At 74.2% G+C, this 26,877-nt stretch carries 23 protein-coding genes and 1 tRNA gene; 13 read left to right on the forward strand and 11 right to left on the reverse strand.

What is annotated here, in order from left to right:
- Positions 1-6: 6 nt before the first annotated feature.
- From AB0G32_RS27100 to AB0G32_RS27120, 5 genes are all read right to left on the reverse strand, one after another.
- Positions 7-534 carry an NUDIX hydrolase family protein gene (locus AB0G32_RS27100; RefSeq protein WP_361168630.1) on the reverse strand — a complete coding sequence of 176 codons (528 nt, stop codon included), beginning with the start codon at positions 532-534 and terminating at the stop codon, positions 7-9.
- 49 nt (positions 535-583) lie between these two features.
- On the reverse strand, positions 584-1,234 hold the full coding sequence (locus tag AB0G32_RS27105; protein ID WP_361168510.1) for an endonuclease: 651 nt from the start codon (positions 1,232-1,234) through the stop codon (positions 584-586).
- 2 nt (positions 1,235-1,236) lie between these two features.
- The gene (locus AB0G32_RS27110) at positions 1,237-1,569 is read right to left on the reverse strand and encodes a DUF3140 domain-containing protein (protein ID WP_361168513.1); all 333 of its coding nucleotides are present in this window, start codon (positions 1,567-1,569) and stop codon (positions 1,237-1,239) included.
- 68 nt (positions 1,570-1,637) lie between these two features.
- On the reverse strand, positions 1,638-2,120 hold the full coding sequence (locus AB0G32_RS27115) for a DNA starvation/stationary phase protection protein (protein ID WP_361168516.1): 483 nt from the start codon (positions 2,118-2,120) through the stop codon (positions 1,638-1,640).
- Between the two features lie 173 nt (positions 2,121-2,293).
- Positions 2,294-3,103 (reverse strand): lysophospholipase, encoded by an 810-nt coding sequence (locus tag AB0G32_RS27120; protein WP_361168519.1) that lies wholly within the window; start codon positions 3,101-3,103, stop codon positions 2,294-2,296.
- Positions 3,104-3,279: 176 nt separating this feature from the next.
- On the opposite strand from AB0G32_RS27120, the gene AB0G32_RS27125 reads away from it, so the two are divergent.
- Positions 3,280-4,791, forward strand: a complete 1,512-nt coding sequence (locus AB0G32_RS27125) for a long-chain fatty acid--CoA ligase (protein ID WP_361168522.1) — start codon at positions 3,280-3,282, stop codon at positions 4,789-4,791.
- 62 nt (positions 4,792-4,853) lie between these two features.
- Positions 4,854-5,630 carry a sulfite exporter TauE/SafE family protein gene (locus tag AB0G32_RS27130; protein WP_361168525.1) on the forward strand — a complete coding sequence of 259 codons (777 nt, stop codon included), beginning with the start codon at positions 4,854-4,856 and terminating at the stop codon, positions 5,628-5,630.
- A 2-nt stretch (positions 5,631-5,632) separates the two neighbouring features.
- On the opposite strand, the gene AB0G32_RS27135 is transcribed toward AB0G32_RS27130, so the two are convergent.
- The 3 genes from AB0G32_RS27135 to AB0G32_RS27145 are packed head-to-tail and all read right to left on the reverse strand — an operon-like array spanning position 5,633 to position 9,099.
- Positions 5,633-7,714 carry an MDR family MFS transporter gene (locus tag AB0G32_RS27135; RefSeq protein ID WP_361168528.1) on the reverse strand — a complete coding sequence of 694 codons (2,082 nt, stop codon included), beginning with the start codon at positions 7,712-7,714 and terminating at the stop codon, positions 5,633-5,635.
- A 60-nt stretch (positions 7,715-7,774) separates the two neighbouring features.
- Positions 7,775-8,551 carry a precorrin-6A synthase (deacetylating) gene (cobF, locus tag AB0G32_RS27140; protein ID WP_361168531.1) on the reverse strand — a complete coding sequence of 259 codons (777 nt, stop codon included), beginning with the start codon at positions 8,549-8,551 and terminating at the stop codon, positions 7,775-7,777.
- Between the two features lie 47 nt (positions 8,552-8,598).
- Positions 8,599-9,099, reverse strand: coding sequence for a DUF309 domain-containing protein (locus AB0G32_RS27145; protein WP_361168534.1), 501 nt, complete (start codon positions 9,097-9,099; stop codon positions 8,599-8,601).
- 100 nt (positions 9,100-9,199) lie between these two features.
- On the opposite strand from AB0G32_RS27145, the gene AB0G32_RS27150 reads away from it, so the two are divergent.
- A tRNA-Pro gene (locus AB0G32_RS27150) sits at positions 9,200-9,273 on the forward strand.
- Between the two features lie 62 nt (positions 9,274-9,335).
- On the opposite strand, the gene AB0G32_RS27155 is transcribed toward AB0G32_RS27150, so the two are convergent.
- Both AB0G32_RS27155 and AB0G32_RS27160 read right to left on the reverse strand, forming a co-directional pair.
- On the reverse strand, positions 9,336-9,722 hold the full coding sequence (locus tag AB0G32_RS27155) for a hypothetical protein (protein WP_361168537.1): 387 nt from the start codon (positions 9,720-9,722) through the stop codon (positions 9,336-9,338).
- A gap of 155 nt (positions 9,723-9,877) precedes the next feature.
- On the reverse strand, positions 9,878-12,679 hold the full coding sequence (locus AB0G32_RS27160; protein ID WP_361168540.1) for a LuxR family transcriptional regulator: 2,802 nt from the start codon (positions 12,677-12,679) through the stop codon (positions 9,878-9,880).
- A gap of 149 nt (positions 12,680-12,828) precedes the next feature.
- Here AB0G32_RS27160 and AB0G32_RS27165 point away from each other — a divergent pair, with 149 nt between their 5' ends.
- The 10 genes from AB0G32_RS27165 (at position 12,829) to AB0G32_RS27210 (ending at position 25,991) form a co-directional block, all read left to right on the forward strand.
- Positions 12,829-16,062 (forward strand): LuxR C-terminal-related transcriptional regulator, encoded by a 3,234-nt coding sequence (locus tag AB0G32_RS27165; protein ID WP_361168543.1) that lies wholly within the window; start codon positions 12,829-12,831, stop codon positions 16,060-16,062.
- 98 nt (positions 16,063-16,160) lie between these two features.
- Positions 16,161-17,150, forward strand: coding sequence for a polyprenyl synthetase family protein (locus AB0G32_RS27170; RefSeq protein WP_361168546.1), 990 nt, complete (start codon positions 16,161-16,163; stop codon positions 17,148-17,150).
- Between the two features lie 28 nt (positions 17,151-17,178).
- Entirely contained in the window at positions 17,179-19,209 is a 2,031-nt protein-coding gene (locus AB0G32_RS27175) for a tryptophan 2,3-dioxygenase family protein (RefSeq protein ID WP_361168549.1), read from the forward strand.
- A gap of 85 nt (positions 19,210-19,294) precedes the next feature.
- A complete protein-coding gene (locus AB0G32_RS27180) occupies positions 19,295-20,317 on the forward strand; it encodes a polyprenyl synthetase family protein (RefSeq protein WP_361168552.1) in 1,023 nt (340 codons plus the stop codon).
- Between the two features lie 55 nt (positions 20,318-20,372).
- On the forward strand, positions 20,373-21,542 hold the full coding sequence (locus AB0G32_RS27185; RefSeq protein ID WP_361168555.1) for a cytochrome P450: 1,170 nt from the start codon (positions 20,373-20,375) through the stop codon (positions 21,540-21,542).
- A 5-nt stretch (positions 21,543-21,547) separates the two neighbouring features.
- Positions 21,548-21,763, forward strand: a complete 216-nt coding sequence (locus AB0G32_RS27190) for a ferredoxin (protein ID WP_361168633.1) — start codon at positions 21,548-21,550, stop codon at positions 21,761-21,763.
- A 53-nt stretch (positions 21,764-21,816) separates the two neighbouring features.
- A complete protein-coding gene (locus tag AB0G32_RS27195; protein WP_361168558.1) occupies positions 21,817-23,607 on the forward strand; it encodes an FAD-dependent monooxygenase in 1,791 nt (596 codons plus the stop codon).
- 1 nt (position 23,608) lies between these two features.
- Positions 23,609-23,998, forward strand: coding sequence for a limonene-1,2-epoxide hydrolase family protein (locus AB0G32_RS27200; RefSeq protein WP_361168636.1), 390 nt, complete (start codon positions 23,609-23,611; stop codon positions 23,996-23,998).
- 2 nt (positions 23,999-24,000) lie between these two features.
- Positions 24,001-25,194 (forward strand): hypothetical protein, encoded by a 1,194-nt coding sequence (locus tag AB0G32_RS27205; protein ID WP_361168559.1) that lies wholly within the window; start codon positions 24,001-24,003, stop codon positions 25,192-25,194.
- Positions 25,195-25,220: 26 nt separating this feature from the next.
- Positions 25,221-25,991, forward strand: a complete 771-nt coding sequence (locus AB0G32_RS27210) for a hypothetical protein (RefSeq protein ID WP_361168562.1) — start codon at positions 25,221-25,223, stop codon at positions 25,989-25,991.
- Here the strand turns inward: AB0G32_RS27210 and AB0G32_RS27215 are convergent.
- On the reverse strand, positions 25,971-26,615 hold the full coding sequence (locus AB0G32_RS27215; protein ID WP_361168565.1) for a response regulator transcription factor: 645 nt from the start codon (positions 26,613-26,615) through the stop codon (positions 25,971-25,973). The genes AB0G32_RS27210 and AB0G32_RS27215 overlap by 21 nt on opposite strands.
- Positions 26,616-26,877 lie beyond the last annotated feature (262 nt).

The raw sequence follows: 26,877 nt of genomic DNA on the forward strand, positions 1-26,877 counted from the left end.
AACGGATCAGAGCACGCAGCCCACATGGGCCAGCGCCTGCTTCAGCAGCACGCCGTGCCCGCCGGGCATCTCGCTCTGCACCGCCGGTGACAGCGCCTCGTGAGGGCTGAACCAGACCAGGTCCAGCGCGTCCTGCCGGGGCCGGCAGTCACCGGTCACCGGCACCACGTAGGCGAGGGACACCGCGTGCTGCCGGGGGTCGTGGTACGGGGTGACACCCTGGGTCGGGAAGTACTCGGCCACCGTGAACGGCTGGAGCGAGGACGGCACCCGGGGCAGCGCCACCGGGCCGAGGTCCTTCTCCAGGTGCCGCAGCAGGGCGTCCCGGACCCGCTCGTGGTGCAGCACCCGGCCCGAGACCAGGGTCCGGCTGACCGTCCCGTCGGGTCCGATGCGCAGCAGCAGGCCGACGCTGGTGACTTCGCCGCTGTCGTCGACCCGCACGGGCACGGCCTCGACGTACAGGATGGGCAGGCGGGCGCGCGCCGACTCGAGCTCGTCGGTGGTCAGCCAGCCCGGCGTGGTTTCGGTCATGTCAGACATCGCTTGATCATACTTTCAGCGCCCGCCGCCGGGGAGTACGTCACGCCGACGCCCGCTCCCGGATGTCCCGCGCGACCTGCTTGTCCACCGACGCCCGGACCAGCGCGGCGGCGAGCACCGCCGGGTCGGTTCGCCCGGCGGCGGCCGACAGCCGGGCCGGGTCGGCGGGCAGGCCGAGGCGTTCCGCGCCCTTCAGCGCCTTCCGGTCCAGGTAGGGAGCGACCTGGGGCCACACGCCCTGGACCTCGCGCAGGAAGATGTCGGCACCGGTCGGTCCGATCCCGTTGAACTCCTGGAGCAGCCGGCGCAGGGCGGGCACCTCGCCGTCCGCCTCCTCGCGGAGCCGGCGCAGGTCCCCGCCCCAGCGCTCGGTCAGCAGCTCGGCCTCCGCGCCGAGCTGGGTGGCGGTGCGCTCGTCGTAGCGCCGGTAGCCGCCCCGGCCCAGCGCGTCCACCCGCGTCTGCCGGCCGGCCGCGGCCATCCGGCCCGGGTCGCCCAGCTGTGCCTCGCGCAGCGCACGGGCGGTGGCCACCGCCACCGAGCCGCGGATGCGGGCGCTCAGCAGATGGGCCAGCACCAGCAGTTGGTACAGCGGCTGCGGGGTGTCCCGCAGCCGGACGCCCGCCTCCGCGGCGTAGGTCCGTCCGTGCGTGCCGACGAGTTCGCGCACGAGGCGCGTCTCGCGGTCCACGGTCAGCCCTTGAGCGGGTCGTGGCCGAGGCTCATCAGCCGGTGCCGGCGGTCGGTGTCCTCGGCCACCGGCTCGTTCGCCACGTCCGTCTCGTCGGTGACCGTGTCCACCACCGCCCGCATCACGCCCAGGTCGTCCTCGGTGAGGTCGGTGCGGCGTTTCTGCAGGATGGCGAGGACCCGCTGTCCGGCCGGCGAACCGGCCTGGTCCGGCAGCGGCTCGGTGGTCTCGTCGGCGTCGCTGACCCGCAGCCAGGCCGAGAGCTCGGCGGAGGTCATGTTCACCGCGCGGTGGAAGCCCTCCCACAGCGCGTCGAGTTCGAGGGCGTCGGCCATGAGATGCCCCTTTTCCCTGGTTCCGTGGTGCGTACGTGCGTGCGGTGCGGCGGTGGCGGACGCGCCGGTCAGTCCTCCTTCGGCCAGTTCTCGGCGTCGAACATCCAGCGCTGCTTCTCCAGCTCCGCGGTGATGCTGATCAGCAGGTCCTGGGTGACCGAGTCGGGCTCGTCGGTGGCCTTGATCCGCTCCCGGAGCCGGGCGATGGCCTCCTGGAGCGTCTCGGTCATCAGCGCGACGGCGTCCTCGTCCCGGATCCAGCCGTTCTTCGGGGAGGGCAGGGTGAACGCGGTGGCGATCGTCTCCGGGCGGCCGTCGGCCGGCATCCCGAGGGCCGACGAGCGCTCGGCGACGGTGTCCGCGAACTCCCGGGCCGCCGAGACGATCTCGTCGAGCTGGAGGTGGATCGAGCGGAACCGGGGCCCCACGATGTTCCAGTGCACCTGCTTCCCGATCAGGGAGAGCCCGAGAAGATCCACGAGCGTGTTCTGCAACGCGTCCCCGGTGACCTGACGGGCCGACTCCGGAATCGTGCTCTTCACGACAGTCATACGGTGCTGCTCCTTGCGGCGTCGACTTGTGTGGCGGTGCGGTGGCGCGCGCGGCCGCTCAAGGGGACCAGCGGTGCGATGTCCTCCCCGGCGGGGCCGTGCGGCGCGACCGCCCCATGACCATCCGGGTGCCCCGGCGGCACCTGCGCAAACAATCCGCCCGGACGGGTGGCTCAGCGGCCGAGCGCGCCGTCCAGGAACCCGGTCAGGTCCGCGAACACCTCGGCGCGGTGCGTCTCCAGGAACACCTCGTGCCGGGCGCCCGGATAGATCCGCTCCGTCAGTTCCCCGCCGGACAGCCGCTCGACGCCGGGCCGGCTGCCGGTGAGCGGCACCAGCCGGTCGTCCGTGCCGTGCAGCCACAGCAGCGGCAGCCGGCCGACGCCACCGCCGTCGGCGACGGTCTTCAGGGTCGTCACGAACGCCTCCACCGTCGGCCGCTTCATCGGGCCGTGCCACACCAGCGGGTCGGCCGCGTACGCCGCCCCGACCGCCGGGTCCCGGGACAGCGCGGCCGGGCTGATCGGCGTGTCGGGGATCTGCTCCAGGGCGAGCAGCCGGCGCGGCAGCTCCCAGTCGCCGATCACCGGACCGGACAGCACCAGCGCGGCGAGCCCTGCCGGGTGGCGCTGGGCGTACCGGGCGGCGATCAGCCCGCCCATCGAGTGGCCGATCACGACGACCGGCAGGCCCGGGTGGGCGGCCCCGGCCAGCTCGGCCACGGCGCGCAGATCGGTGACGACGTCCTCGAAGTCCTCGATCAGCACCCGCTCGCCGTCCGATCGCCCGTGCCCGAGGTGATCGGGCCCGTACACCGCGCCGCCGTGCCCGGTCAGCACGCCGGCCAGCCCGGCGTACCGGCCGAGGTGCTCGCCGTAGCCGTGCACCAGCAGCGCCACGTACCGGGGACGGCCGGCGGGCCACCGGTGGACGGCGATCCGGCCCCGGGTGCCGGTCAGGGTGTGCGTGCGGGGCGCTGCCACTGGTCCTCCAGCTGCGTCGGCGAAGGGTCTGAAGGGGGATCTTCCCAGGGAGCCGCCGGGCGGTCTATAGTCCAAAACTAGCAGTGCTAATTAACGGTCACCGTGGACCGTCCGCCGGTATGGGGCAGGGCAGCGCGGTGCTCGTCGACGGCCGCAAGGAAACGGAGCATCACTCCATGGCAACCCTCTCCGTCGCCGCGATCCTCGCCGAGAACGCCCGGCGCCGCCCGCGCAAGGAGGCCCTGGTCGAGGGCGGGCTGCGGCTCACCTTCGCCGACGTGTGGCAGCGGGCCCTGGCCCGGGCCGGCGCCCTCGTGGAACTCGGCGTCCGGCCCGGCGACCGGGTCGCGCTGATGGCGCCCAACACGGCGGAGTTCCCGCAGGCGTACTACGCGATCGCGGCGGCCGGCGGCGTGGTCGTCCCGGTCCATCTGCTGCTGTCGGCGGAGGAGGTCGAGCACGTCCTCACCGACAGCGGCGCCACCCTGCTGCTGTGCCACCCCGCGCAGGCCGGGACCGGCACCGCCGCGGCCCGCGCCGCCGGGCTGCGGGTGATCCAGCTCGGCACGGAGTTCGCCGAGCTGGCCGCCGGCGCCGAGCCGCTCACCTCGTACGTCACCCGCGAGGCCGACGACCCCGCCGTGGTCTTCTACACCAGCGGCACCACCGGCGTCCCCAAGGGCGCCGTGCTCAGCCACTTCAACCTGGTGATGAACGCCACGGTCAACGCCTTCGACGCCAACGACATCCGGCCCGACGACATCGCGCTGGGCGCGCTGCCGCTGTTCCACGCCTTCGGGCAGACGGTCTCCATGAACTCCGTGTGGCGGGCCGGGGCCACCCTCGTGCTGCTGCCGCGCTTCGACGCGGCGCGCGCGATCGAGCTGATGACCGAGGAGAACGTCAACACCTTCCACGGGGTGCCCACCATGTTCGTCGCCCTGGCCGCCGCCGCGGCCGGGGCGGGGCGGCTGCCCGGGCTGCGGGTGTGCGTCTCCGGCGGCGCCTCACTGCCGGTCGCCGTGCTGGAACGGTTCGAGACGGCGTTCGGCGCCAAGATCTACGAGGGCTACGGGCTGTCGGAGACCTCGCCGGCCGCCTCCGTCAACCAGCCGGTGTTCGGCGCGCGGCCCGGCACCATCGGGCACCCCCTGTGGGGCGTCGACGTGGAGATCGCCCGCGCCGAGGTGGAGGGCCGGATCGAACTGCTGCCGCCGGACGAACTGGGCGAGGTCGTCATCCGCGGCCACAACGTCTTCGCCGGCTACCTCGGCCGCCCCGAGGCCACCGCCGAGGCGCTGGTCGACGGCTGGTTCCGCACCGGCGACCTCGGCACCAAGGACGACGAGGGCTTCCTGCGCATCGTCGACCGCAAGAAGGACGTCATCATCCGCGGCGGCTACAACGTCTACCCGCGCGAGGTCGAGGAGGTGCTCGCCCGGCACCCGGCCATCGCCCAGGTCGCCGTCATCGGCCTCCCCGACGACCTGCACGGCGAGGAGGTGTGCGCCGTGGTGGTGCCCGCCCCCGGCGCCGCCCCGGACCCGGCCGGCCTCACCGAGTGGTCCAAGGAACACCTCGGCCGGCACAAGTACCCGCGCCGGGTGGAGTACACCGACGCCCTGCCGCTCGGCCCCAGCATGAAGGTGCTCAAGCGGGAACTGCGGGTGCGGTACGCCGCCGGGTAGGGACCGCTCAGCGAGACGGTCCTTACGGCACCGGACCGGTGCACATAGCATCAGTCCCCGTAATGGACATGATGACGCACTGGCACCTCACCGGCTGGGAGCTGGCGGCGCTGGCCTTCGCGGCCCTGCTCGTCGGCTTCGCCAAGACGGCCGTGAGCGGGGCCAACACGGTCAGCCTCGCGATCTTCGCGGCGCTGCTGCCCGCCCGGGCCTCCACCGGCGTACTGCTGCCGGTGCTGATCGCCGGGGACGTGCTGGCCGTGCTCACCTACCGGAAGCACGCGCACTGGCCCACCCTGTGGCGGCTGTTCCCGGCGGTCGGCGCCGGGGTGGTGGCCGGCACCCTCTTCCTGATGTGGGCCGGCGACGGCGCGGTGCGGATGTCGATCGGCGTCATCCTGCTGGTGATGGCCGCGGTGACGGTGTGGCGGCGGCGGACGGCCGAGGCACCGCAGCGGCCGGAGCGGGAAGCCGCCACCCGGGCCGGCCGGCTCAAGGCCCGCTCGTACGGCGTCCTCGGCGGCTTCACCACCATGGTCGCCAACGCGGGCGGCCCGGTGATGTCGCTGTACCTGCTCTCCGCGGGCTTCCGCAAGCTCGGCTTCCTCGGCACCTCCGCCTTCTTCTTCCTGATCGTCAACGTCTCCAAGCTGCCGTTCAGCGTGGGTCTCGGCCTGATCGACGGGTACTCGCTGCTGCTCGACGCCGCGCTCGTGCTGTTCGTCGTGCCCGGCGCGCTGCTCGGCAAGTGGGCCGTGCACCGGATCAACCAGCAGCTGTTCGAGCGGCTGGTGATCGCGGCGACCGTGCTGGGCGGCCTCCAGCTGCTGCTGCGCTGAGCTCAGACCCCGGCGGTCGCGCCGGCCGGCCGCCGGGCCCGGGCCGGCAGCCCGCTGCTCAGGTCCTCCACCAGCAGCCGCTTGGCGATCGAGTCGACCGCCGCCCGCACCTCCGCGTCGCTGGGGCGGCCGATGTCCCGCTCCACCCGGTCCTCCAGCCAGGACGTCCAGGCCCGCGCGATCACGGCCGCCTCCCGGGCGCCCGCCGCGGTGTGCGACAGCAGCGAACCGTCCCGGGTCAGGTACCCCTCCTGCACCATCCGGTCGAACACCGGCAGCAGCACCTCCGGCGGCACCCGGTGCCGGGTGGCGATCAGCCCGAGGCCGGCATGCCCGACCAGCCGCGTGAACAGCTCGACCTGCATCACCGCCCACGCGCCCGCCGTGTCCAGCCGGGTGTCGCTGTCCGCGATGATCCGGCGCGCGGTCTCCAGCCGGGTACCGCCGATGATCTTCCCCACCGACGATTCGAGCACCCGGCGCGAATCGGTGTCGTTCGGCGAGGCGAACCCCTCGCCCAGGTCGGTGGAGCCGGCCCGGGCGCTGTCCCGCAGCCGCACCTGCTTGAGGAACAGGGCGACCACGAAGCCGAGCGCCGCGACCGGCACCGTCCACAGGAAGACGGTCTGGATGGTGTCCGCGTACGCGCCGATGACCGGCGCCGCCGCCCGGGGCGGCAGTGAGTGCACGCCCTCCGGACTGGTCGCCGCCCGGCTGATCGTCGCCGGATCGGCGGCCCCCGTCGCCGCCGCGGCGGCGATCCCGTCCCGCAGGTTCGGGGTGAGGGAGTTGGCGTAGATCGTGCCGAAGACGGCGGTGCCGAACGAGGAGCCGAGGGTGCGGAAGAAGGTGACGCCCGAGGTGGCGGTGCCCAGTTCGGCGTACTCGACGGTGTTCTGCACGGCGATGATCAGCACCTGCATGCACAGTCCGATGCCGGCGCCGAGCACGAACATGTACAGCGACTCCAGCGCCGCGCCGGTGTCCGGGCCCATCCGGGACATCAGGTACAGGCCCAGCGCCATCACCAGCGCGCCGGCGATCGGGAACAGCCGGTACTGCCCGGTCCGGCTGACCACGGTGCCGCTGAGCACGGAGAAGGCGAGCAGCCCGATCACCATCGGCAGCGTCCGCACCCCGGAGACGGTGGCCGAGTCGCCGTCGACGTACTGGAGGTAGCTCGGCAGGTACGTCATCGCGCCGAGCATGGCGAAACCGACGATGAAGCTGAGGATCGAGCAGACCGTGAACACCGGGTTGCGGAACAGGCGCATCGGCAGCATCGGCTCGGCCGCCCGGTTCTCCGTCCAGCAGAACAGCGCGAGCGCCACCACCCCGCCGGCGAACAGCCCGATGATCACCGGTGAGCCCCAGGCGTACTGGTTGCCGCCCCAACTGGTGCCCAGGATCAGCGCGCCGGCGCCGATCGCCACCAGCGCGATGCCCAGATAGTCGATGACCGGCCGCAGCGCCGACTTCACCACCGGAATGGTGCGGGCGGCGGCCAGCACCACCACGACCGCGATGGGGACGTTGACGTAGAACGCCCACCGCCAGGACAGATGGTCGGTGAACAGCCCGCCGAGCAGCGGCCCGATGACCGTGGCCACGCCGAACACGGCCCCGATCGCCCCCTGGTACTTGCCGCGCTCGCGCAGCGGGATCACATCCGCGATCAGCGCCATCGCGGTCACCATCAGCCCGCCCGCGCCGACGCCCTGCATGGCCCGCCACACGATCAGCAGCGTCATGTTGGTGGACAGCCCGCACAGGAACGAGCCCACGATGAACACGATCGCCGAGACCTGGAAGACGATCTTGCGTCCGAACAGGTCGCCGAACTTGCCGACCAGCACGGTCGCCACGGTCTCGGCCAGCAGATAGGACGTGACCACCCACGACATGTGCTCGGCCCCGCCGAGGTCCGAAACGATCGTCGGCAGCGCGGTGCCGACGATCGTCTGGTCCAGGGCGGCCAGCAGCATGCCCAGCACGATGGTGGCGAAGACCACGTTGCGCCGCCGCCGGTCCAGCACCGGCGGCTGGGCGGCGGCGGTCCGCGGCGTTTCCTCGGCGACTGTCACCCGGCCACGATCACATCGGTGACCGGGCCACGCATGCGGTGCCGGTCCGGCCGAGTGTCCCTACCGCTCGCCGGGCGCGCGGCGCAGCAGATACGTATCCATGATCCAGCCCTTGCGCTCCCGCGCCTCGGCCCGCAGCCGCTCGATCCGCGGCGCCGCCTCGGCGAGCGGACCGGAGTCGAGGATCTCGTCCGGCGTACCGAGGTAGGCCCCCCAGTAGATGTGCACGTCCTGGTCCGCGTACCCGCGAAACGCCTGCCGGGCGTCCAGCATCACCACCACGTCGTCCACCCCGGCCGGGAAACCCTCCTCCGCGAGCCGCCGCCCGGTGGTGATCTGCACCGGCCGGGCCACCCGGTTCAGCCCGGTGCGGTGCCGGGCGGCCAGCGCGGACACACTGCTGATCCCGGGCACCACGTCGTACTCGAAGGCCACCGAACCGCGCTCCAGGATCTCCTCCAGGATGCCCAGCGTGCTGTCGTACAGCGCCGGATCACCCCACACCAGGAACGCGCCGCGCTCGTCCTCGCCCAGTTCCTCGGCGATCAGCCGCTCGTAGATCCCGGCGCGGGCACTGCGCCAGTCGCCGACGGCGGGGGAGTAGGCACTGCCGCCCGCCGTCCGGTCCCGCTCCGGGTCCCGCGCCTGAACGATCCGGTACGTCCCTTCCGGCACATGCGTCCGGAGGATGTCCCGGCGCAGCTCGGTGAGGTCCGCCTTCACCTCGCCCTTGTCCAGGACGAAGAACACGTCCGTGCCGCGCAGCGCGTCGACCGCCTGAAGGGTCAGCTGCCGCGGGTCGCCCGCGCCGATACCGATGACATGAATCTTCCGCACACCCCGAGTCTGCCGTACCGCGCGGCCGGCACCGACGCCGGGCGGGGTCAGCCGCGCAGCCGGGGCGCCCGCGCCGCCGCGTCCACCGCCGTGCCGCCGCGCTCCACGTCGTCGGCCAGCTCCCGCGCCCATCCGGCGACCGCGCCGAGATCCATCCCGTACGGCCGCGGCCGGCCGTCGCCCGCCGCCCACGCCTGCACCGCGCCGGCGCCGCGCCGCAGCAGCCGGGGCCCGCCGGTGAGGTTCCCCCGGGCCGCGTGCGTCAGCCCCACCGCCAGCTGCGCCAGCCCCCGCCACAGCTCCCGCTCCGCGTCGGGACCCGACTTCCAAGCGTCCTCGAACACCTCGTGCGCGTGGAACGGCTTGCCCTCGTCCAGCAGCCGCTGCGCCTCGGCCACCGTCTCCCGCGGCGGCCGCACCACGCCCTCGGGCTGCCGGGCCACCCCGTCCGTGCCGTACGGCAGGGGCCGGCCGAGCCCGTCCCGCGGCCGGGCGTTGCGCGCCCGCCCCTCGTCGTCCCGGTCCCGGCCCGCCGCAGTGCTGTCCATGCCCCGATTGTGCCGCGCCGCCACCCTTTTCCGCCCGCCCCGTGGTGTGCGGTAAGGTACTGACCGCGTGATCGCACGGCACGGCCGGGCGGGACCGCAGCGGGACGTGGCGCAGCTTGGTAGCGCACTTGACTGGGGGTCAAGGGGTCGCAGGTTCAAATCCTGTCGTCCCGACTGGAGACAGTCGCAGGTCAGGGCCGGTTTCGGAGAGATCCGAGACCGGCCCTCGGCCGTTGTCAGGCGTACAGCCGTACCGAGTTCGTCGGGGTGAGGTCCGTCCACAGGCCCGAGGAGCAGTTGTTGCCGATGTCCCAGGCGACGCTGCCGGTGGCGTTGTAGCCGGTCCAGCCCTGTACGCGCGCGCCGCCGGTCTGGCAGTTCACCACGGTGTAGTCACCGATGAGGTTCTGCACGTTGTACGTGCCGTAGTAGTAGAGGTTGTAGACCTTGGGGTGATTGGAGCTGCCGTCCCAGATGTCGCCCTCGTAGATGCAGACGTACCCCGCGTTGCAGGCGGTGGTCTGCGCGGAGCCGGAGGCGGCGGAGGCGGTGCCGGCCGCGGTGAGGGTCACGGGCGCGGCCAGCCCCAGACAGGTCAGCAGCACGATGAGGATGCGACGCATGCGGAGTCTCCTGACGAAGTGGGCTTCTGCTTCGGCGTCCCGCTCGGCCCTGCCGGGCAGCCGTTTCCACGACGCCTCAACGTAGGTGCGAGCCGGCGACGGCCACAAGCCTTTCGAGGACCGTCGAAAGGCTCAGGGAGCCGGCCGGAGGGGAGTCACGCCGGGTACTCGCCCGTCAGCATCGCCGAGGCGAGTTCCACCCGGGAGCGGTAGCCGGTGCGCCGGAACAGCCGGCCCAGCCGGCTCTCCACGCTCTTCTCGCTGCACATGAGCACGGCCGCCAGTTCGCGGTTGGTCAGTCCCTCGGCCACCAGGGTGGCGAGCAGGTGCTCGTTCTCGGCGCTGGTCAGGTTCCGGCCGGGCACGGCGACCTTGTGCTCGCGCATCAGGTTCCGCAACTGGGCCCGGCGCAGCAGCGCGTCGAGGTCGCCGTAGAGCGCGTACGCCTCGGGCAGCAGGGCCGGGTCGCCCAGTCCGTGACTCACCACCGTGGCCAGCGTGTCGGCCTGCTCCAGCGGCTGGGCGCGCCGCCGCGCGAGCCGGACCGCCTCCCGCGCCGCCGCCCGGTCGTGGTGGGCCACGGCGGTGGCGAGCAGCCGGCACAGCCGGGCCCGGCCGGTGCCGAGCAGTTCGGCGACCCGGCTCGCCTCCGCCACGCAGCGCAGGGCCGCGGCCCGGTCACCCGCGGCCAGCTTCGACAGGGTCCGCTTCAGCCACAGTTCGTCGGTGCCGACCACCAGCCCGCCCCGGACGGCCTGGGCGAGCCCGTCCTCGACCACCTGGTCGGCCCGGTCGGCATCGCCCAGGGACCGGTGCAGATACGACTCCGGCCCGGCCAGCAGATGGAGCATCACCGGCTGCACCTCCCGGGCCCGGTCGATCACCTCCCGGGCCCGGGCGAGCCGGCCACGCGCACCGAGGATCACGCTCGACTCCCGGCAGGTCAGGGTGTGGACGGGCAGATCACCGACCGACAGGCCGGTGGCCAGACTCTCCCGGGCCAGGCTGAGCGCCGGGTTCCACCGGCCGCCCAGGCTGTCCGCCACCACCCGGTCCGGCACCGGCCGGTAGGTGGAGAGCATCCCGTGGGCCGTCAGCACCTCCTCCGCCCGGTCCAGTTCGCCGAACGTCATCAGGACCCGGGCCAGCTGCGACAGCCGCTCGTACCGGTGCCGCGCCCCCGCCGCCCACAGCGGCCAGTGCGCCGGGTCGGCGACGGCCCGGTCGAACGGCTCGGTCCGGCCGAGGAAGATCCCGATGCACTCGGTGAGGATCATGCCCAACGCGGCGACGACATCGTTGTCCTGGCTCCACACCTCCCGCCCGGCCGCCAGCTGGTCGTCCGCCTCCCGCCAGCGGTCGAGCTGGCACAGCGCGGCACACCGGGTGAGGATCCGGTGCCCCGCACCGCCCGGCAGCGAGCGCCAGCCGTCCGCGCAGAACGCGGTGAGCGCCGCCCGGTCGGAGATCCCGCCGAGCGAGACGACGTAGACCATCTCCAGTTCCAGCAGGGCTTCCGAGCCGACCAGGTCGGCGTGGTCGGACAGCACCGCCCAGGCGCTCTCCAGCGCCTCGGCGTACCGCAGGTGGATGCAGCAGGTGGAGGCGTGCGCGACCAGTGCCCGGGCGCGCCGCTCCGGCTCCGTGATCAGGTCGATGGCGGCCCGCAGCCAGCGCTCCGCGAAGTACCCGTCGTCCAGCATCGCGGCGGTGCCCGCGGCGAGCAGTTCCACGGAGGCCCGCGCCGGGTCCACGAAGCGGCCCGCGGTGACCAGTTGTTCCGCCAGGTACCGGTCGTCCGCGACGGCGTCGCCGGCCCACAGCGCGGTGACCGCCAGCCGGGCGAGCCGGCGCCGCTCGTACGGGCCGAGGCAGGTGGTCAGCGCGGACGCGAGCAGCGGCACCCGGAACCGCCAGTGGTCCGGCCCGGGCCCCTGCCGCAGCTCCCCCTCGGCGTGCAGCGCGGCCAGCGCCGCACGGACCTCGTCCCGCGAGGCGTCCACGGCCGCGGCGACCAGGCCGGTCGCCGCCGCGCCCAGCGGGTGCAGCACGGCCATCGCCTTGGCCACCGGCCAGACCAGCCCGCCCAGTTGCTTCAGGTGCTCCAGCGGCGGCAGCGCGGACGGCAGCAGCGGCGGCCAGTCCGGTGACGCCAGGTAGGCGTGCCGGTCGAAGACCCGCAGCGAGCCGCTGCGCCGGTGCCCCGTCAGGGCGGTGAGTACGGCGGCCGGGCGGCCGCGGCACTCCCGGCGCAGATAGGCGAGCAGCGACGCCGACGGCTGGGCCTGTAATCGCCCGGCGACCAGGGCGCGGACCTGCGACTCGCCGAGCGGGCGCAGCGACACCACCGCGGCGAGCCCGGCGGCCCGCAGCCGGTCCAGCGCGGCCCGGTCGCCCGCCGGGTCGGCCGGTGACGGGCGCAGCGCGCAGACGAACGTGACCGGTCCGCCCGCCAGCGTCCGGACCATCGGCAGCAGTACCGCTCGGGAGTCCGGGTCGGTCCAGTGCACGTCGTCGACGAGGACGGTGAGCTTGTCGCAGGCGCTGAGCGACGAGCGCAGTTCGGCGGCCAGCTGACGGGCCAGATCAGGGCGCGGCGGCGTACGCGGGGAAGGGCGCGCGGCCGGCGCGGCGGACCGGGCCGCGCGCCGCGGGTCGCCGGCCCGGTTCAGCGCGACCAGTTCCGCGGAGAGCCGGGAGACCAGGGAGAACGGGCGGTCCCGCTCGTTGCGCGCCACCCGCAGCGTCAGGGTGGCGACGTCCCGCGCGGCCAGCTCGTCCCGGACCGCGCTCAGTACGGAGCTGCGCCCGATCCCGGTCGGGCCCGTGACGAGGACCAGTGCGGCGGCGTCCGGCGAGGTGGCGAGGTCGACGACGCGTGCCACGGAGGCGTCGCGGCCGAACAGCGCCTGCGCCGGCCCGTCCGCGACGGGCGCGTCGCGCCAGTGGTTGATCACTTCACCAGTATGCCCAGCGGGTCGGTCCGTAGGGCCTCCTGAACGTTACAATCACGTGCTCTCCAAGGGGAGTTGACGAGGCGAGCCGGCTCCGCGGGGCGACGGCCCCCGGACCGCGTCGCACCAGGCGTCACAAGAGGAGGCCGGCGATGGCCCGAGCACGTGCCGCGGTACGGGGCAGGGACCAGGAACTCGCGGTGCTGCGCGCGGCGGGGACCGACGGCGGCGGCAGACTGATCGTCCTCATGGGACCGGCCGGCATCGGCCGGACCGCGCTGCTCGACGAGGCCGAGCGGATGCTGCGGGCGGCCGGGGCGCGGGTCCTGCCGGTGCGGCTGGGCAGCGGGCCGGACGGCGCGGGCGACGACGCGTTCGCCCTCGCGGCGCTGGCGCGCGCGGTGCGCGACCGGTTCGAGGAGTTCCCGGAGGCCGGGCTGGCGGACGCGCTCGGTGCGGTGGCCCGGCTGGGCGAGGCGGCCGGACGGGACTCCGGCGGCTGGACACCGGTCATGGTCACCGCGCTGGGCAGTCTGTTCGACCGGCTCGCCGGCCGCCGGGGGCGTACGGCCGTCCTGGCCGACGACGCGCACGCGGTCGCCGAGCCCGCCCCGCTGCTCACCGCGGCCCGCCGGTCCGGCTGTCTGGTGGTCGCCACCTGCGAGGAGCGCGCGGCGCACGCTCCGGGGCAGGCCGAACTGCTGGCCACCGCCGACCAGGTGGTGCGGCTCGGACCGCTGGCCGACGACGTGGCGGAGTCCCTGGTGCGCCGCGCGTACGGGGCGCGGCTGGACGAGGCGCTGCCGGATCTGCTGCGTACCGCTCTGGGGCCGCTGTTCGGCAACCCCGGCACCGTGCTGGGCACCCTGGCCGACCTGCGCGGACGCGGGCGGCTGAGCATCTTCCGCGGCCGGCTGTGCCTGCGCACGCCGGCCGAGCCGATCGAACTGCCCGCCGGGCACCACCTGTTGCGCCGGGTGGCGGCGGCCGGCCCCCCGGCGGCCCGCCTGGCGGCCTCGGTCGCCCTGTGGGAGGGCGTGGGCGTCGGTGACCTGCCGCTGCTCGCCGAGGCGCTCGGGACCGGCCTCGACGACTGCGGACGGCTGCTCGACCGGCTGATCGAGGCGGAGGTGCTGGTCGCCGACCCGGCGGGCCGGGTGAGCTGCCGGTGCCCCGCCCTGGCCGCGGCCGTCGTCCGCGCCGCGGGCAGCGGCTTCGGCGTCGCGCTGCACGCGTCGGTCGCCGAGCGGCTGCTGGCCCGGCAGCGGCGGGGCGAGGGAGCCGACCCCGTGCTGCTCGCCGACCACGTCGCGCGCGGCGGGGCGTCCGTCGTGCTCGACGCGTCCGAGGTCGGCCGGCTGCTCGGGCTCGCCGCGGACGCCGAGCGGGAGCAGCCCGAGCGGGCGGCCCTGTGGTGCGTGGCCGCGCTGCGCCGCCTTCACCCCGGCGAGCCGGAACACGCCCGGACACTGACGCGGCTGCTGCACCTGGTCGCCCGGACCGGACAGTACGAGCTGCTGCGCGAGGCGCTCGGCCAGTACGCGCACTACGCGGAACAGGGCCGCGACCCCGGCTCCCGGGCGCAGATCCATCTCGCGGCGGTCCTCGTCGCCCTGCACTCCGGCCGCCCGCCGGCCGAGCGGGCGGTGCGGTCGCTGCTGGACACGGGCATCACCGGCCGCGAGCCGTTCGGCTTCGCCCAGTGGTGGTTCGGCCGCCCGCCGGCGCCGGGCCGGGGGCCGGCGACGAGCGGGGCGGCCTCGCCGGCGGCCTCGCCGGCGGGCGCGGCGGCGGATGGGTCGGCGGGCGCGGCGGCGGATGGGCCGGTCCGCGTGGTCCGGGCCGGGGAGGGGGCTTTGGGTTCGGGGGAGGGGGCGGGGGGCCCGGTCCCGTCTCCGTCCCCGTCCCCGTCCCCGTCCCCGTCTCCGTCCGGGGAGGTGGTCCCGGTGGTGGGGGAGGTGCCGGTGGGGTGTGGGCCGGGGTGCCCGGTCTTGCCTGGGGAGGCGGCCTCGGGGCTGGGGGGAGGAGCGGTGGGCCCGGTCCCGCCCTCGTCCGGGGAGGTGGCCCCGGGCCTGGGGGCAGGGCCGGCGGACCCGGCCCCGTTCGGGAAGGTGCCCTCGGGGCGGGGGCCGGGAGCGGTGGACCCGGTCCCGGCCGGAGCGGCGGCCCCGGTCCCGAGGGCAACGGTGGGCGCAGAGGCGGCCCCGGTCGCGGGACAGGCGGCGGCGACGGCGGGCGCGTTCGCGGCCGCGGACGTCGCGCCGGGCCTGGCGGCGGTCGAGCGGATGGCGCTGCTGAGTACCGCGTTGACCGGTGACCCCAGCGCCTACGAGCGGGCCTGGCGGCGGTCCGGACGGGCGGTGGAGTGGCCCGGAACGGACCGGTCCGCCGCCGGTCCGGGCGTGGACCTCGCCACCGTCACGCAGCTCGCGCTCGGCGCCCGCCACCGGGTCCCGGTCACCGGCGTGCTCGGCGTGTACCGCCGGGTCGTGCACGGCTACACCGGGGCCGACTGGACCCAGGCCATGTCCGCGGTCCGGGAGCTGGAACTGGCCGACTGCGAGGACACGTTGGTGCACCACGCGGCCCGGCTGCTCGCCGCCGACATGGACGCCGCGCGCGGCGAGCCCCGGCAGGCCGCGCAGTGGCTGGCCGACGTCGCCCCGGTGCCCGGCCTCGCCGTGCTGCGCGCCTGGGTCAGGATCGGCCTGTACAGCCGCACCGGCCACGACCGGCGGGCCGCGCCGCTGGCGCTGCGGGTCAGCCGGCGGCTGCGCGCGGCCGGCCTGCACGAGGGACTGCACCTGCTGCTCACCCGGGCGGTACGGGTCGCCGCCTTCGTCGACGACCACGACGGGGCCGCCGACCTGCTGGCGGAGATCGAGCTGCTGCGCCCCGAGGCCGGGCCGGAGGCCAAGGAGAGCCTCCTGCTGGCCCGGGGCCTGGTGCACCGGGACCTCCGGCAGGTCCGCATGGCCACCGCCATGACGAAGGTGCGCGGTGATCTGCCGGCCCTGCTGGAGTCGTACCTCGTCATCGCCCGGTTCGCCGAGAACCCGCGGCCCTGGCTGCGCGACGCCCACGCCCTGGCCACCCGGTGCGGCGCGGCCGCGCCACTGGAACGCGTCCGCGAGGTGACCCGCGAACGCGGCGTCCCCGCACCGCGGGCCCCCGGCCGCCGGGAGGACCCGGCCGTCACCGAGCGGCGGGTGGTCGAGCTGATCGGCGAGGGCCTGACCAACCGGCAGATCGCGCTGCGCCTCCAGCTCAGCGAGAAGACCGTCGAGAACTACCTGACCCGGCTGTTCGCCCGGACCGGCTGCCGGTCCCGGGTCGAACTGGCCGCGGCCAGCCTGGCCGGCCGGCTGACCCCGACGGTGACCTGAGCGGCTCCGGGACAAAGATGCCATCCCTGGGTCCCACTCGGGCCGAGGCCGGCCGGCGACGACGACAGGCCCGATGAGGGCTGCCTAACGTCGTGCGCATGACCGACATCGATGTGCCTCAGGTCGCTGATCCCGAAGTGGCGCACATCGTGCGGGCCGAGGTCGAGAACCGATGGCCGCACGACGTTTCGGGACTCGACGAACTGGTGCGGTACGGACTGATGCCCTTCGGCAAGATGATGGGCCCCTGGCTGGCGATCCGCTCCAGCCTCGCGGTGGGAGGTGACATGGCCACCGTGCTGCCCGCGGCGGTGGGCCTGGAATGCGTACAGGTCGGCGCGATGATGCACGACGACATCATCGACAGCGACGGGGAGCGGCGCGCCAAGCCGGCCGCGCACACGGTGTTCGGGGCCTCGGCCGCGATCGTCGGCGGCGACGGACTGTTCTTCCACGGCTTCGCCGCCCTCGCCGAGTGCCAGCAGGCCGGCGCCTCCGCCGCCCGGGTCGCGCAGGCCACGGCGGTGCTGGCCCGAGCCGGACTGCGGATCGGCGACGCCGCTCTGCGGGAGATCCGGATGAGCCGCGGCATCTGCTCCGTCGACACCTACCTCGACATGATCGCCGACAAGAGCGGTGCCCTGCTGTGGATGGCCTGCGGCGTCGGCGCCACCCTGGGCGGCGCCGACGACACCGCCCTCAAGGCCCTCAGCGAGTACAGCGACCAACTGGGCATCGCGTACCAGATACGCGACGACCTGATGGCCTACGACGGCACCCGGGCCGGCAAGCCGAACGTCTCCGACGTGCGCAACGGCCGCCCCACCCTGCCGGTGCTGCTCGCCCACGAACGTGCCTCCGCGCCCCAGCGGGAGCGGATCGAGACCCTGCTCGCCGACGTCTCGGTACCGGTCGCCACGCGCTACGAGGCGATGGCGGAACTGGTCCACGCCTACGACGGGTCGGAGGCGGCGCGCGAGGTGTCGCACCGCCATGTGCGGATGGCCGCGGCGGCGCTCCAGACCCTGCCGCCGAGCGTCCACCGGGACGCGCTGATGGATCTCACCGTGCCCGGTCGTCTGGTGTAGCGCGGACTCATCCCGAGGAGTTGGCCCGATGTCCTCCCCGACCTATGCGACCTATCTGCGTCTCGACGAACTCCTCTCGTTGCAGCAGCCGCTCACCCCGGCGGACCAGCGGGACCTGAGCGACAGCGAGCGGCTGTTCATCGTCGTGCACCAGGCGTCCGAGACCCTGCTCAGCCAGGTCCTCGTCGATCTCAGACACATCGAGGCCGCCCCGTGCGGACCGGCCTGCTTCGCCCACCGGGTGCGCCGGGCGACCCGGGTGATCGACGCGCTGACGGGACAGCTGACGCTGCTGCGCCACGCGCTGCGCCGGGAGGAGTTCCTGCGGTTCCGGGACCGGTTCGGCACGGCCAGCGGGCTGGAGTCGGAGCAGTTCCGCGAACTGTTCACCCGGGTCCGGCGGTTGACGAAGTACGACGGCGACGGCGCCCCCCGGCCGGAGGGCACCGCCCCGCTCGGCGAACTGGACGACGCCGTACGGCGCTGGCGCGGCACCCACCTGGAACTGGTCAGCCACATGCTCGGCGACCTGGCGGGCACCGGCGAGACCTCCGGCGCCGAGTTCCTGGCCGCCCGGCTGGACGGCACACCGCAGGACGACCGGCCGGCCCCGTCGCAGGACGCGCGGCCCGCCCGGCCGGCGGCCCCGCCGGTCCCCGCCGCGGCCCCGGCCGCCCCCGCCGCCGCCACGCGTCCGTCGCTCGGACACGTGGTCGTCCTCGGCGGCAGCGTGGCCGGCCTGCTCACCGCGCACGTCCTCGCGGACCACGCGGACCGGGTGACCGTACTCGAACGCGACCACGGCGACCAGTACGGCGACGACGGCCCCGCGCCGCGCTCCGGAGTGCCGCAGTCCCGGCACACCCACGTCCTGCTGACCAGCGGGATCAACGCCCTGGACGAGCTGTTGCCCGGACTGCCGGCCGAGCTGGCGCAGGCCGGTGCGCCGCGCCTGGCGGTGCCCGGGGACCTCGGGGTGTGGCAGGCGGGGCAGTGGATATCCCGCCGCAACCCGTCCGAGCCGGTCATGACCCCGTCGCGCCCCCTCCTGGAGCACCACGTCCGCCGCCGGGTGCTGGCCGACCCCCGGATCCAGGTGCGGACCGGAACCGAGGTGACCGGACTGCTCGGCCGCCCCGGCCGGATCACCGGCGTCACCGTCCGGGACCGGGGCGGCGACCACCACCTGCCGGGGGAGCTGACCGCCGATCTCGTGGTGGACGCCACCGGGCGGGGCAGCCGCACCCCCCAGTGGCTGACCGGCCTGGGCGGCCGGCCGCCCGCCGAGGAGCTGGTGGAGACCGGGCGGGCGTACGCCACCTGCGCCTTCCACGCCGACGACCCGGCCGCCGACCTGCGCGGCTTCTACCTGGTGCCGGACGCCGGGCAGCCGTACGGCGCGATCGTGCTGCCCGCCGAGGGCGGCCGCTGGCTGGTCACCCTCTCCGGGCCGCGGGACCGGACCCCGCCCACCGACCCGGAGGGCTTCGTCGACTTCGCCGGACTGCTGCCGCACTCGGCCGTCCACAAGTGGCTGAGCGCGGCCCGCCCCCTCGCCCGGCCGGTGGGCTACCGGCACACCGCCAACCGGCGCCGCCGCTACGACCGCCTGGGCCGGGGGAGCACCGGACTCCTGGTCGTCGGGGACGCGCTGTGCGCCCTCAACCCGGTCTACGGGCAGGGCCTGTCCGCCGCCGCGCTGAACGCCGTGGCGCTGAAGCACGAACTGGCCGGCCCCAACGCCCCCTCGGCGCACGCCCTGCAACGGGCGGTGCTGAAGTCCTCGGGCCGGGCGTGGGAGGTGGCGACCGGCGCGGACAGCCCGATGCCCGGGGCCACCGGCAACGCGGTGCGCACCGGCCCGGTGGCCCGGCTGCTCAACCGCTACCTCGGCCGGGTGCGTGACCACGTGCCGAGCGACCCGGTGGTGTGCGCCGCCAACCGCGACGTCCTGTTCCTGCTGGCCCCGCCGCACACCCTGCTCACCTCGCCCAAGGTGCTGCGGCGGGCCCTGCTGAGCACCGCCGTACCGACCTCCCGTGACCTGCCGACGCCGTGACCGCCCCCAGCCGACGAAGGTGCAGCATGCGACACACCCGCGTTCCCCGATGCCCGGTCCGCCCCGCCACCGGCCGGTGGGGCTCATGACGACGACACCCCTGCGCACCCTGACCCCGGTGCTCGACACCGGCCGGACGCTGGTCGGACCCGCCCTGCGCGACGCCGTCCGGGCCCATCTGGGACCGGAGATGAGCCGGGTCGCGCACTACCACCTCGGGTGGGCGGACACCGAGGGCCGGCCCACCGGCAGCTGGGGCGGGAAGATGGTCCGGCCCGCGCTGGCCCTGCTGTCGGCGCGGGCGGCGGGCGCGCCGGCCGCCGACGGCCTGCCCGCCGCGGTCGCCATCGAGCTGGTGCACAACTTCTCCCTGCTGCACGACGACATCATGGACGGCGACCGCACCCGCCGCGGCCGGGCCACCGCCTGGACCGTCTTCGGCGTCCCGGACGCCATCCTGGCCGGGGACGCGCTGGCCGCCGCGGCCGCCTCCGTGCTGCTGGCCGCGCCCGGCCCGGGGGCCCGCCCCGCCACCCTGTCGCTGATGTCCGCCACCCAGCGGATGATCGACGGCCAGGCCTCGGACGTCGCCTTCGAGCGGCGCGCCGACGTGACCCTCGCCGAGTGCCTGCGGATGGCCGGCGACAAGACCGGCGCGCTGCTCGGCTGCGCCTGCTCGCTCGGTGCCGAACTGGTCGGCGGCGACCCGGACCTGGTCGGCCGGCTGGCCGCCTTCGGCGAACACATCGGGCTCGCCTTCCAGCTCGTCGACGACCTGCTGGGCATCTGGGGCGATCCGGACCGGGCCGGCAAGCAGGTGGGCGCCGATCTGCGGGTCCGCAAGAAGTCGCTGCCCGTGGTGGCGGCGCTGAACGCGCCGGACACCGACGAACTGCGCGCCCGGTACCTGAGCCAGGAGCCGCTGACCGAGCGCGCCGTCGAGCGCGTCGCCGACCTCGTGGAACGCGCCGGCGGCCGGGACTGGGCCCGCGACGAGGCGGCCCGCCGGATCGCCGAGGCCGAGCGGTGCCTGGCGGCCGGCGTCCCGGACGACGTACGCGGCGAACTGCTGGAGGTCGCCGGGTTCATCCTCGGCCGCCAGCTCTGACCCCCCCTGACGCCCACCTGACGAACGACCACCTGACGAAAAGAAGGGCCCTCCCATGACCGAAGCCACCGAGATCCCCATCGGCGGCCGGGCCGCCGGCTGCCCGTTCGCCCCCGTCGCGGAACTGTACGAGGCGCAGAAGGACGACGCGCTGCGCCGGGTCTCGGTGCCCAGCCCGATGCTGGGCGCCTTCGACGCGGTGGTCGTCACCCGGTACGAGGACGTCAAGAGCGTGCTCGCCGACGACCAGCTGCGGATGGGCGGGTCCATGCCCTACCAGGCGGGCAACCTGCTCAGCTACGACGGCCCCGAGCACACCCGGCTGCGGCGCATGCTGACCGGTTCGTTCACCACCAAGCGGGCCCGGGAGCTGCGCCCGCAGATCGCGGGCGTCGTCGACTCGGCGCTGGACGCGGTGGCGGCGGCCGGTCATGGCGCGGACCTGGTGCAGCTGTTCTGCACGCCCATCCCGACCCTGGTCATCTGCGAACTGCTGGGCGTGCCCTACGCCGACCGCGAGGAGTTCCAGCAGCGCACCGCGGTCGCGCTGGACTTCAGCTCCAGCCGCGAGGTCCAGATGCAGCAGGCCGCCGAGATGGAGGCCTACATGGCCGGGCTGGTGGCCCGCCACCGCGAGGAGCCGGGCGAGAACGTACTGGGCCGGGTGGTCCGCGAGTTCGGCGACCAGCTGACCGACAGCGAACTGGCCGGCATCGGCAACATGCTGCTCATCGCCGGCCACGAGACCATCGCCAACACCCTGTCCGCCTCCATCGCCCTGCTGCTCCAGCACCCCGAGCAGCTCGCGGTGGTGCGCGACGACCCCGAGGCGGTCGACGGGGCGGTCGAGGAACTGCTGCGGTACTGCGCCCCGGCCACCATCCTGCCGCGCCAGGCGGCCGGCACCGTCTGCGTGCGCGACCAGGAGATCAAGGAGGGCGAACGGGTGGTGGCGTCCGTGCTGGCCGCCAACCGGGACCTCGGCGCCGCCGACCAGGACCTGGACCGCCTCGACGTGCGCCGCCCGGTGCAGCGCCACCTCACCTTCGGCTTCGGCCCGCACCAGTGCCTGGGCCAGCAACTGGCCCGGATGGAGCTGCGGGTGGCGCTGCCCGCGCTGTTCGCCCGGTTCCCGGAGCTGCGGCTGGCCGTCGGGCAGGAGGAGCTGGACTACCGCACCAACGCCCTGGTCTTCGGGGTGAACAGCCTGCCGGTCGCCTGGTGAGCGGCATGCGAGTGGAGGCGGACGGGGACCGGTGCTTCGCGGTCGGCAACTGTGCCGCGCTCGCCCCGGCGGTCTTCGACCAGAGCGACGAGGACGGCACGGTCGTGGTCCTCGACGCGACCGTGCCCGAGGCCGAGCACGCGGCGGTCCGGGAAGCGGCCCTGCGCTGCCCCGCCTCGGTCATCACCGTGCACGAGAACACCCCGGCCCGCCATGACTGACCCGCGGCGCCGGAAAGACCGCCAAGCACCGGAAAGACCTTCAGGGGAAAGCAATGCATGAGACAGAGGTGCCCGTCCTGGTCGTCGGCGGCGGGGGCTGCGGACTGGCCGCGTCGGTCTTCCTGTCCGAGGCGGGCGTGCGCCACCTGCTGGTGGAGCGCCGCGAGTCGACGTCCGTCCTGCCCCGGGCGCACTACCTGAACCAGCGCACCATGGAGATCTTCCGGCAGTACGGGATCGCCGACGACGTCTACCGGGCCGGCTGTCCGCCGCAGCACATGAGCGAGGTGGTCTGGAGCACCTCGCTGGCCGGCGACGGACCGGTGGACGCCCAGGTGCTGCACCGGATGGAGTCCTTCGGCGGCGGCCGCCCGATCGGGCCGTACGCGGCCGACAGCACCGGCCCGTCCACCAACCTGCCGCAGCACCGGCTGGAGCCGATGCTGCGCGAGCACGCCGAGCGCCGCGCCCCGGACAGCCTGCTCTTCCACCACGAGCTGACCTCGTTCACCCAGGACGAGGACGGGGTCACCGCGCTGGTGACCGATCGCACCACCGGCGAGGCCCGCACCGTGCGGGCCCGCTATCTGCTGGGCGCCGACGGCGGCCGGAGCGTCGGCCAGGCCCTCGGCATACCGATGGAGGGCGCCGGCGGCGGATTCACCATCCTCTCGGTGCACTTCAGCGCGGACCTGTCGCGCTGGTGGCCCGGTGACTCGGTGCTGATGACCCACATCATCAGTCCCGAGGGCGAGGTGTCGGTGGTGGTCGCGACCGGGCCGCGCTGGGGTCTGGCCTCCCAGGAGTGGGCGCTGCACTTCAGGATGGCGCCAGGAGCCGAGGCGGCCCTCGGTACCGAGGCGATCGCCGCCCGCGTGCGCCAACTGCTCAGGCTGCCCGACGAGTTGGACGTACAGGTCCATCACGTCAGCGAGTACCGGCCGGAGGCGGTGGTGGCCCGGTCGCTGCGCTCGGGCCGGGTGTTCCTCGCCGGGGACGCCGCGCACCGGCAGCCGCCCGCCGCCGGCGGCGGCCTGAACACGGCGGTCCAGGACGCGCACAACCTCGCCTGGAAGCTCGGCGCCGTCCTCGGCGGCCGGGCTGGTGCCGCACTGCTGGACTCCTACGAAGCGGAACGGCTGCCCGTCGCCCGGCGCAACGTGAGCTGGGCGATGACCTGTCTGCTCAACTACGGAGTGCTGTTCGCGAGCCTCGGTGTGGTGCACGGCCGCCCGGACGCCACCTCGGCCAACTTCACCGAACTCCTCTCCGACACCCCGATCGGCCGGACCCGGCGGACCGTGACCCGCGAGGTGTTCGGCACCCAGCGCATCGAGTACCAGGCCCACGACATCGAACTCGGCCACTACTACGAGACCGGCGCGGTGGTCCCGGACGGCACCGAGCCGCCGCCGCGCGACCCCACCGGCGCGGCCTACCACCCGGTCACCAGGCCCGGCCACCGGCTGCCGCACGCCTGGCTGCGGCAGGGCGACAGCCGGGTGTCGACCCACGACCTGGTCACCGGCCACCCGGGCTTCGTACTGATCACCGGCCCGCTGAGCGAGAGCTGGGCGGTCGCGGCCAAGAAGGCCGCCGGCACCCACGGGGTGCCGGTCACCGTGGTGTCCGTCGGCGGCCGGGCCGGCACCGCGGACTACTGGGACGCCGACGGCGGCTGGGCCGCGGTGCGCGGCACCGACGACGACGGCGCCCTGCTGGTCCGGCCGGACCAGCACGTCGCCTGGCGCGCCGCGCACGCCGGCCCGCACCCGGACCGGGACCTCGGCGCGGCGCTGCGACGCGTCCTCGGGCACCGCGACGCCACCACCACCGGGAGCTGACCTGCCCGCCACCGACGCCGAACGCGTCGTCCACGCCTTCCTGACCGGCATGGGACCCACCCCGGACGACATCCGCAGAACCATGGACGGCTTCCTCACCGACGACTGCGTCTGGCAGAACCCCGGCGCCCCGGTGTGCCGGGGCAAGCGGGAGATCCTCGCGCTGCTGCCGCCGGACTTCGCCCGCCTGGAGGTACGGTTCCGGCACCTGGCCACGGCCGGTGACACCGTGCTGGCCGAGCGGACCGAGAGCATGTACCGCGCCGACGGCAGCCCGATCGCCCGCCATCTGGACGTCATGGCCGCGTTCGAACTGCGGGCCGGCCGGATCAGCGCCTGGCGGGACTACTACGACCACACCCATCTCATCTCCGAGCGCCCGGACTGGTGACCATGACGCACAACCGAACGGACCTGCTCGACCTCCGCGCCGACCTGGTGAGCCGGGTCCACAAGTTCGGCCCGGTGCTCGCCGAAGGGGCCGCGCAGGGGGAGCGGGAGCGCAGACTGCCCGACGCCACCGTGCGGGCGATCGACGAGTCGCAGGTGAGCCGGGTCTGGACCGCACGCTCCTACGGCGGCCTCGAGGCCGACGTCCGCACCATGAGCGAGGTCGCCAAGGCGCTGTCCCACCACTGTCCGTCCACCTCGTGGGTGGTCAACAACATCAACGGTTCCAACCTGCTCGCCGCGAAGTTCCCCCTGGCGGCCCGGGACGAGGTGTTCGGGGCCGACCCCGGCGCCAAGCTGGCCTCGGTGTTCGCCGCCACCGGCACCGCCGTGCGCGCCGACGGCGGCTTCCTGCTCACCGGCAGCTGGCCGTACGCCACCGGCATCCTGCACGACGACTGGGTGATCCTGGTGGCACGGGAGGTGGACGCGGCCGGGGAGCCCGTGGGCGGGCTCTCCCTGCTGGTGCCCGCCGCGGACCTGACCATCGAGGACACCTGGCACACCGTCGGCATGCGCGCCACCGGCAGCCACACCGTCGTCCTGCGGGACACCTTCGTGCCCGCGCACCGGGTGATCCCGGCCGAGGTGCAGCGGGGGCGGGAGAACGCCACCGACACCACCCTGCCACCGCTGCTGCGCACGGCGGCGATCGCCGCCATGGGCGTGGTCTGCGCCTCCGTGGTGGTCGGCATCGGCCAGGCCGCGCTCGCCCACGTCGTCGACAAGGCTCCCGGCCGGGGGATCGCGCCCAGCAAGTACACCAGCCAGCCCGGCTCCCAGACCTTCGTCTCCGCGCTCGGCGGCACCGCCCTGACCCTCGACGCGGCCGACCTGCACGTGACCCGGGCCGCCGGCGTCATCGACGAAGCCGCGCACGCCGCCGCCGGGCTCCCGGAGAACGAACTGCGCCGCATCCGCGGTGACGTCGGCCAGGCGGTGAACCTGGTCACCGTCGCCCTCGACGAGCTGATGTGGGCGCACGGAGCGGCCGCCTTCGCCGAGTCCAACCCGCTCCAGCAGTACTGGCGCGACGCCAACACGGCGGCCCGGCACGCCCTGCTCAACCCGCGCGTCGGCCGTGAACTGTACGGCGGCGCGTTCTTCGGCCTGGACCTCGTCGTGCCCAGTCTCTGAACCCACCCACCCAAGGAAGCTCCCCCATGGTCTGGTTGCCCCCCGTCCTCATCCCGATGTCGCAGGTCGCGCCGGTCACCCAGGGGCCGGCCGACGTACCGGACGCGCTCTTCTGGGCGCTGGCCGGCCCGACCGCGCTCGGCTGGCTGCTGACCTATGTGCTGGCCATCCGGCAGGCGCTGGTGGACCGGCGGGTGGGCATCCCCGCCTACCTGGTGGCGGTCAACTTCGCGTGGGAGTTCAGCCTGACCTTCGTACTGGAACAGACCCCGTCGCAGCGGCAGATCAACTTCCTGTGGGTGCTGTTCAACGCCGTCCTGCTGTACCAGGCGCTGCGGTACGGGCCGCGGGACTACCCGGCGCTGCCGGCGCGGGTCTTCCGGTGGTCCTTCCTGGGCGTGCTGCTGTGGGCGGCGGTGATGGTCGTCGTGGGGGCGAACGAGTTCCACGACCGGGAGGGCATGTACACCGGCATGATCATCCAGGTGCCGCTGAGCGCGGCGTTCCTGCTGATGCTCAAGCGGCGCGGGTCCAGCGCCGGACAGTCCATGCACCTGGCCGCCGCCAAGCTGGTGGGCTCCCTCTTCGCCGGACTGACCGCCTTCGTCCTCTACCCGTCGCACCACCTGCTCCAGGTGCTGGTGCCGACCTACGTGGTCCTGGACATCGCCTACGTGGTGCTGCTGCGCCGGACGATGCGCCTGGAGGGACGGCCGCCGTGGGCGTGGCGCCGGCCGGCGGCCGTCCCGGGGGCGGGCACCGAGTCCGGTGCCCGGTCAGATCACGCCGCTGCGTAACGCGTAGGCCACCGCGTGCGGCCGGTTGCGCAGGTTCAGCCGCCGGGTGACCCCGAACACGACGCGTTTGACCGCCCGTTCCGACAGGCACATCCGGTCGGCGATCTCGGCGGTGTCCAGACCTTCCGACATCAGCCGCAGCACGTCGATCTCCCGGGGGGTCAGCCCGGAGGTGTGCAGGCCGTGCGGTGAGAGCACCTCGCGCTGTATCCGTTCGAGCTGCCGGAGCAGTTCGCCGAGCAGCTGGGCGGGGAGCACGCCGCCGCCGGCCGCGGCGGTCAGCACCGCCTCCTCGATCCGGCCGCTGGTGGCGGCGACCCGCGGCAGCACCGCCACCACGTTGCACTCCACCGCGACGAACAGGTCGCCGCGGTCGATCTCGGACGGGATCAGCACCACCGGTACCCGCAGGGTGTTCTTGATCCTGCGCAGCAGCGACGTCACCTCGACGGTCATCCGCTCGGCGACGACCACGGCGACGTCGACCGGATCGGGACGTTCGGCCGACACCACTTCGATCTGCGGGGCGGCGGCGAGATGACCGCTCACCGCCGACTGCGTGAGCGGGTCGGGAGCCCGCACCAGTGCTTTGGTGGTACGTGTCGTGGCATGGGGGGTGGTCATGGTGGTCCTCCAGGAACAAGACAGCGTGTGCGCCGGGTCATTCGGTCGCAATGCCGGGCGCGACGGTGGTACTTCCCGAGCCGGTTCGCGTTGCCGCGGGGTCGTCCGCTCAACACGTCCCGCTGGTACATGTCATGATCATGACCGGCGTCGAATCGCACTGTTCCAGCACGTCAAAGCTCCCCGAGAGTGGCCTGAGGTGGTCCGTGACAGTCGGATAACGATGTCAGGAACCCTACGGGGGCCGCCTTCGGGGAGCCGG

The sequence above is a fragment of the Streptomyces sp. NPDC023723 genome, from assembly GCF_040639815.1.
Classification (GTDB): domain Bacteria; phylum Actinomycetota; class Actinomycetes; order Streptomycetales; family Streptomycetaceae; genus Streptomyces.

What these genes read in the sequence shown, in the direction of transcription:
- AB0G32_RS27100 (WP_361168630.1), bottom strand. Translation starts at nt 534, where the DNA reads ATGACCGAAACCACGCCGGGCTGGCTGACCACCGACGAGCTCGAGTCG.
- AB0G32_RS27110 (WP_361168513.1), bottom strand. Translation starts at nt 1,569, where the DNA reads ATGGCCGACGCCCTCGAACTCGACGCGCTGTGGGAGGGCTTCCACCGC.
- AB0G32_RS27115 (WP_361168516.1), bottom strand. Translation starts at nt 2,120, where the DNA reads ATGACTGTCGTGAAGAGCACGATTCCGGAGTCGGCCCGTCAGGTCACC.
- AB0G32_RS27125 (WP_361168522.1), top strand. Translation starts at nt 3,280, where the DNA reads ATGGCAACCCTCTCCGTCGCCGCGATCCTCGCCGAGAACGCCCGGCGC.
- AB0G32_RS27130 (WP_361168525.1), top strand. Translation starts at nt 4,854, where the DNA reads ATGGACATGATGACGCACTGGCACCTCACCGGCTGGGAGCTGGCGGCG.
- AB0G32_RS27145 (WP_361168534.1), bottom strand. Translation starts at nt 9,099, where the DNA reads ATGGACAGCACTGCGGCGGGCCGGGACCGGGACGACGAGGGGCGGGCG.
- AB0G32_RS27155 (WP_361168537.1), bottom strand. Translation starts at nt 9,722, where the DNA reads ATGCGTCGCATCCTCATCGTGCTGCTGACCTGTCTGGGGCTGGCCGCG.
- AB0G32_RS27165 (WP_361168543.1), top strand. Translation starts at nt 12,829, where the DNA reads ATGGCCCGAGCACGTGCCGCGGTACGGGGCAGGGACCAGGAACTCGCG.
- AB0G32_RS27170 (WP_361168546.1), top strand. Translation starts at nt 16,161, where the DNA reads ATGACCGACATCGATGTGCCTCAGGTCGCTGATCCCGAAGTGGCGCAC.
- AB0G32_RS27175 (WP_361168549.1), top strand. Translation starts at nt 17,179, where the DNA reads ATGTCCTCCCCGACCTATGCGACCTATCTGCGTCTCGACGAACTCCTC.
- AB0G32_RS27180 (WP_361168552.1), top strand. Translation starts at nt 19,295, where the DNA reads ATGACGACGACACCCCTGCGCACCCTGACCCCGGTGCTCGACACCGGC.
- AB0G32_RS27185 (WP_361168555.1), top strand. Translation starts at nt 20,373, where the DNA reads ATGACCGAAGCCACCGAGATCCCCATCGGCGGCCGGGCCGCCGGCTGC.
- AB0G32_RS27190 (WP_361168633.1), top strand. Translation starts at nt 21,548, where the DNA reads ATGCGAGTGGAGGCGGACGGGGACCGGTGCTTCGCGGTCGGCAACTGT.
- AB0G32_RS27195 (WP_361168558.1), top strand. Translation starts at nt 21,817, where the DNA reads ATGCATGAGACAGAGGTGCCCGTCCTGGTCGTCGGCGGCGGGGGCTGC.
- AB0G32_RS27205 (WP_361168559.1), top strand. Translation starts at nt 24,001, where the DNA reads ATGACGCACAACCGAACGGACCTGCTCGACCTCCGCGCCGACCTGGTG.
- AB0G32_RS27210 (WP_361168562.1), top strand. Translation starts at nt 25,221, where the DNA reads ATGGTCTGGTTGCCCCCCGTCCTCATCCCGATGTCGCAGGTCGCGCCG.
- AB0G32_RS27215 (WP_361168565.1), bottom strand. Translation starts at nt 26,615, where the DNA reads ATGACCACCCCCCATGCCACGACACGTACCACCAAAGCACTGGTGCGG.